The 4,988-nt window shown below is 51.9% G+C and carries 6 protein-coding genes and 1 pseudogene; all 7 read left to right on the top strand.

Annotated features, from left to right (window positions below; translation table 11 throughout):
- Nucleotides 1–201: 30S ribosomal protein S16 (gene rpsP, locus ACTRC3_RS11470; protein ID WP_440323157.1), on the top strand; the 201-nt coding region annotated here is incomplete at its 5' end.
- Between the two features lie 12 nt (nucleotides 202–213).
- Nucleotides 214–444 (top strand): KH domain-containing protein, encoded by a 231-nt coding sequence (locus ACTRC3_RS11465; RefSeq protein ID WP_158362258.1) that lies wholly within the window; start codon nucleotides 214–216, stop codon nucleotides 442–444.
- Nucleotides 445–569: 125 nt separating this feature from the next.
- Nucleotides 570–1,076 carry a ribosome maturation factor RimM gene (rimM, locus tag ACTRC3_RS11460; protein ID WP_178038692.1) on the top strand — a complete coding sequence of 169 codons (507 nt, stop codon included), beginning with the start codon at nucleotides 570–572 and terminating at the stop codon, nucleotides 1,074–1,076.
- Nucleotides 1,076–1,798, top strand: a pseudogene (gene trmD, locus ACTRC3_RS11455) (tRNA (guanosine(37)-N1)-methyltransferase TrmD); the annotation flags it as partial. The gene rimM and the pseudogene trmD, both read left to right, overlap by 1 nt.
- The gene (locus tag ACTRC3_RS11450) at nucleotides 1,778–2,458 is read left to right on the top strand and encodes an HAD family hydrolase (protein ID WP_262670646.1); all 681 of its coding nucleotides are present in this window, start codon (nucleotides 1,778–1,780) and stop codon (nucleotides 2,456–2,458) included. The pseudogene trmD and the gene ACTRC3_RS11450, both read left to right, overlap by 21 nt.
- 23 nt (nucleotides 2,459–2,481) lie before the next feature.
- A complete protein-coding gene (locus tag ACTRC3_RS11445; RefSeq protein ID WP_440323156.1) occupies nucleotides 2,482–3,834 on the top strand; it encodes an MATE family efflux transporter in 1,353 nt (450 codons plus the stop codon).
- 92 nt (nucleotides 3,835–3,926) lie between these two features.
- Nucleotides 3,927–4,988 (top strand): uracil-xanthine permease family protein (locus ACTRC3_RS11440; protein ID WP_440323155.1); only part of this gene is annotated, 1,062 nt, incomplete at its 3' end.

The following is a 4,988-nucleotide window of genomic DNA, read 5'->3' as shown; positions in this document are numbered from 1 at the left end:
CCTTTCTATAGAATCATCGTAGCAGATTCCAGATCCCCGAGAGACGGTCGTTTTATCGAGGAGATCGGTACCTACGATCCGAGCACAGATCCGAGTACTTTCAAGGTAGACGTTGAGGCAGCTAAGAAGTGGCTTGCAAACGGCGCTCAGCCGACTGAGATGGTAGGCAAGATCCTGAAGGCAGCAGGCGTAGAGAAATAATCGAGGTATCGAATGAAAGAATTAGTAGAAGTGATTGCAAAATCACTGGTGGAGCATCCGGATGAGGTTGTCGTTACGGAGACAGAGAATGAGAAAACCATTCTGGTCGAGCTCCGCGTAGCGCCTTCTGATATGGGCAAGGTAATCGGCAAACAGGGTCGTATCGCCAAGGCCATTCGCAGCGTTGTCAAGGCAGCGTCATCTAAGGAAGAGAAAAAAGTAGTTGTGGAGATTCTTCAGTAGAATTCCGCACAGACGGCGGGTGGAGACACCCGCTGTTCTTTTATACAATAGGAACTATTGTATAAAAGGCGGAGAATCCTGCCTTGCAGGATTCTATTATTAATGACAAAAAGGGAGGAAACACAATGGAACAGTATCTGCGTGTAGGCGTCATTTCATCCACACATGGTCTGAAGGGCGAGGTAAAGGTATTCCCGACCACGGATGATCCGGAGCGTTTCCGGAAGCTGAAAAAGGTATATCTGGACACAGGAAAAGACTATATGCCTCTGAAGGTCACCGGCATAAAGTTTTTCAAAAATCAGGTTATTCTGAAATTTCAGGAATTTCAGGACATTAACGAAATCGAAAAATACAGAGGAAAAGATCTCTTAATCGATAGAGAGCAGGCGGTGCCGCTTGCGGAAAATGAAAATTTCATCGTGGATCTGATTGACATGGACGTCTACGATGAAGAGGAGAAGCGTCTCGGCACCCTGACGGATGTGCTGCAGACCGGCGCCAACGACGTATATGTGGTAGAGACGGACGAAGGAAAAGAGATCCTGCTTCCGGCGATTCCGTCCTGCATTCTGGATGTGGACGTGGAAGCTGCAAAAATGATCGTGCGTATCCCGGAGGGCCTGCTTTGATGAACCGATATCATGTGCTGACTTTATTTCCGGAAATGATTGAAAATGGTTTAAAGACCAGCATCACAGGCCGGGCCATCGAAAATGGAACGATTGGTCTGAATGCCATCAATATTCGTGACTTTGCAGACAATAAGCACAATAAAGTGGACGATTACCCCTACGGCGGCGGCGCGGGCATGGTCATGCAGGCTGAGCCGGTGTACCGGGCCTGGGCTTCGGTGACGGAGAAAATCGGGAAAAAAGCCCGGACCATCTATGTAACGCCCCAGGGAACCACCTTCCATCAGGGCATGGCGGAGGAGTTGGCGAAGGAAGAGGATGTGATTTTCCTCTGCGGCCATTATGAGGGCGTTGATGAGCGTGTGCTGGAAGAGATTGTGACAGACTATGTATCCATTGGCGATTATGTGCTGACCGGCGGGGAATTTCCGGCTATGGTCATGATCGACGCCATTTCCCGGCTGGTGCCGGGGGTGCTGAATAATGAAGTGTCCGCGGAGTTTGAAAGCTTCCAGGACGGACTTCTGGAATATCCCCAGTACAGCCGCCCGGAGGTGTGGCACGATAAAGAGGTACCGCCGGTGCTGTTGTCCGGAAATCACACAAATATTGAAGGCTGGCGGCAGGAGCTATCTATTCTGCGGACGAAAGAGCGGCGGCCGGATCTCTACGAGACTTATCGAGAGCAACAAAAGGAAATGCAGGAGAAAAATAAGAGAAAACGCCGTTTCAAGGGCGTTATCTTTGACATGGACGGTTGTCTGATTGATTCCGAGCGTCTTTATGCCCAGTGCTGGAAGATGGCCTTTCATAAGATGGGGATTCCCATTTCGGATGAGACACTGGACAGTTGGAACGGCATCGGCGGAAAGGATCTGGATCGTGCGATTGAGAGCGTGACCGGAGAAGCGCGTCTTACATCGGAGCTGCGCGCGATCCGCGACGGATATCTGGCCGGGGCGCTGGAGGATGGCCGTATGCCCCTGATGCCTTACGCAAAGGAAATCGTGACACTGGCGAAAGAAAAGGGTATGACAGTAGGTGTGGCCAGCGGTTCCGTGCGGGAACGGGCGGAGAAAATGCTGCGTTTTCACGGAATCTATGAGATGCTGGACTGTACAGCTTTTGGAAATGAAGTACAGGCAGGAAAACCGGCGCCGGATCTGTATCGGCTGGCCATGAAGCGGGGGGGCTTAAAGCCTTCCGAGGTTATCGCCTTTGAGGATTCGCTCAGCGGCGTAAAGGCAGCCCGGGCGGCCGGACTTCGGACTGTTTATGTCCCACAGCCGGGCTTCCGGGATCTGGAGCCGGATGTGAATTATTATCGGAAAATCGGCGATCTGGCAGAGGGTATGGCGATTTTGCGCGCTCTGCCGTAACAAGAGAGAAAAGGGAAGAGGCATTGGAAGGAAATTTGACGAAGGGTCCAATTTTGAAAACATTGACGAAGCTTGCGATTCCCATCATGGCTTCGTCTTTCCTTGGGACTTTGTATAATATTACGGATATGGCCTGGATAGGACAGCTGGGCTCTAAGGCTGTGGCAGGCGTCGGAGTGGGCGGTATGTATATCTGGCTTTCGCAAGGATTGGCATCTATGTCCCGTATGGGCGGTCAGGTGCAGGTGGCCCAGTATATTGGCCGGGGCGATTGGGAAGAAGCCCATGGCTACGCCCAGGCAGCAGTGCAGCTGTCACTTTTGACGGGACTGGCTTTTTCAGCCATGTGTGTGATATTTCTGCATCCGCTGGTAGGCTTTTTCAAGCTGACGGATCCGGAAGCGCTGGATGCGGCCTTTTCCTACACACGGGTGGCCTGCGGTCTGCTGGTATTTTCATTTCTGACACTGACACTGACCGGATTGTATACAGCCCAGGGCGATTCCAAGACGCCTTTTGTGGCGAACCTCATCGGTCTGGCGATCAATATGATTCTGGATCCGGTGCTGATTCTGGGACTTGGTCCGTTTCCGAAGCTGGGAGCGGTCGGGGCTGCCATTGCTACCGTGACGGCACAGTTTATCGTAATGGGAATCATGGTGCTGGGCGTGGTGTTCCGGAAAAATGAAAATGTGCTGAAGGGCATTCACCTCTATGCGAAGATCCCGTCGAAATATCTGAAGGGCATCTGTAAAATCGGTATTCCCACAGCCCTGCAGGGCATGGCTTACTGCGCCATTTCCATGGTGCTGACCCGGATGGTGTCCGCTTACGGCGCAGCAGCGGTGGCGGTACAGCGGGTGGGCGGTCAGATTGAATCCGTCTCCTGGAATACGGCAGATGGCTTCGCGGCGGCTCTGAATGCCTTTATCGGCCAGAATTATGGAGCGGGAAAAATGGACCGGGTAAAAAAAGGCTACCGGGCTTCACTTTGGACTGTGGGAGTCTGGGGATTTTTGATCACATTGGCCTTTGTTTTACTGCCCGGGCCCATTGCGAAAATCTTTTTCTATGAGCCGGAAGCCATTTCCATTGCAGTCGGTTATCTGATTATCATCGGCTTCTGCGAGGGCTTCATGTGCGAAGAGCTGATGACAGTGGGCGCTTTATCGGGCCTCGGACGGACCCGCCTGTGCAGTGTCATCAGCATCACCTTCACCAGCGCCCGGATTCCGCTGGCCATTCTTTTGGGCGGATGCATGGGCCTGACCGGCATCTGGTGGGCGTTCTCCTCCACATCCATTGCAAAAGGGATTATTTTTGTGCTGACTTTTTTCTATATTACCCGGGAGACGAAAAATTCAGCGGTTCGGTGAAAAAGTTCTTGTAATAGAGGACAAATGTCACTATAATAAATAAGATTAAGCTACTATAAACAAGTATATTTTATCAAACGAAGGAGAACGTTATGAATGAATCAAATGGAGTAATTCGTGATGCCAGAAAACTGGGCGTACCCAAAATGCTGATTCTGGGTCTGCAGCACATGTTCGCCATGTTCGGAGCTACGATTCTGGTTCCGATTCTGGTCAACAGCTATTTCGTGGATGCCTGCGGAGAGGGACCGACAAGAGGACTGACCGTAGCTGTAACACTGTTCTGCGCGGGCTTTGGAACCCTGCTGTTCCATGTCTGCACCAAGTTTAAGGTTCCGGCATTCCTGGGATCCTCATTCGCTTTCTTGAGTGGATTTTCTACTGTAGCACATCTGGATACCGGCATGTACGCCACCATGAGCGTCAATGACAAAGCGGCTTATGCCTGCGGCGGTGTCGTAGTGGCAGGTCTTCTGTATCTGGTACTGGCCCTGATTATCCGCCTGGTAGGCGTAAAGCGCGTGATGCGTTTCCTCCCGCCGGTTGTGACCGGACCGGTTATCATCTGTATCGGACTGAGCTTGGCAGGATCTGCCATCAACAATGCTTCCACCAACTGGTTCCTGGCACTGGTTGCTCTGGCTGTCATCATCGTATTCAATATCTGGGGCAAGGGAATGTTCAAGATTATCCCCATCCTGATGGGCGTTATGATTTCCTATGTGGTCGCTCTTCTGATGACCATGGCAGGCATGACCAATCCGGACGGCTCTGCTATCCTGAACTTCTCAGCCATCGCTACTTCCGGCTGGGTAGGAGTTCCGCCTCTTCAGATCTGCAAATTTGACGTAACCGCCATTCTGGTTATGGCGCCCATCGCCATCGCTACCATGATGGAGCACGTGGGCGATATGTCCGCGATTTCCGCTACCGTAGGAGAGAACTTCATCGCAAATCCGGGTCTTCACAGAACCCTGCTGGGCGACGGTCTGGCTACCTCCATGGCTGGTTTCCTGGGCGGACCTGCGAACACCACTTACGGCGAGAACACCGGCGTATTGGAGTTAAGCCGTGTCCATGACCCGCGCGTCATCCGGATCGCAGCCGTATTCGCTATTATCGTAAGCTTTATCCCGAAGGTATCTGCTATTATC

This window comes from Laedolimicola sp., assembly GCF_051972735.1.
GTDB lineage: Bacteria > Bacillota > Clostridia > Lachnospirales > Lachnospiraceae > Laedolimicola > Laedolimicola intestinihominis.
Note: the sequence above shows the minus strand (reverse complement) of the source record. Positions and strands in the feature narration are given on the sequence as shown.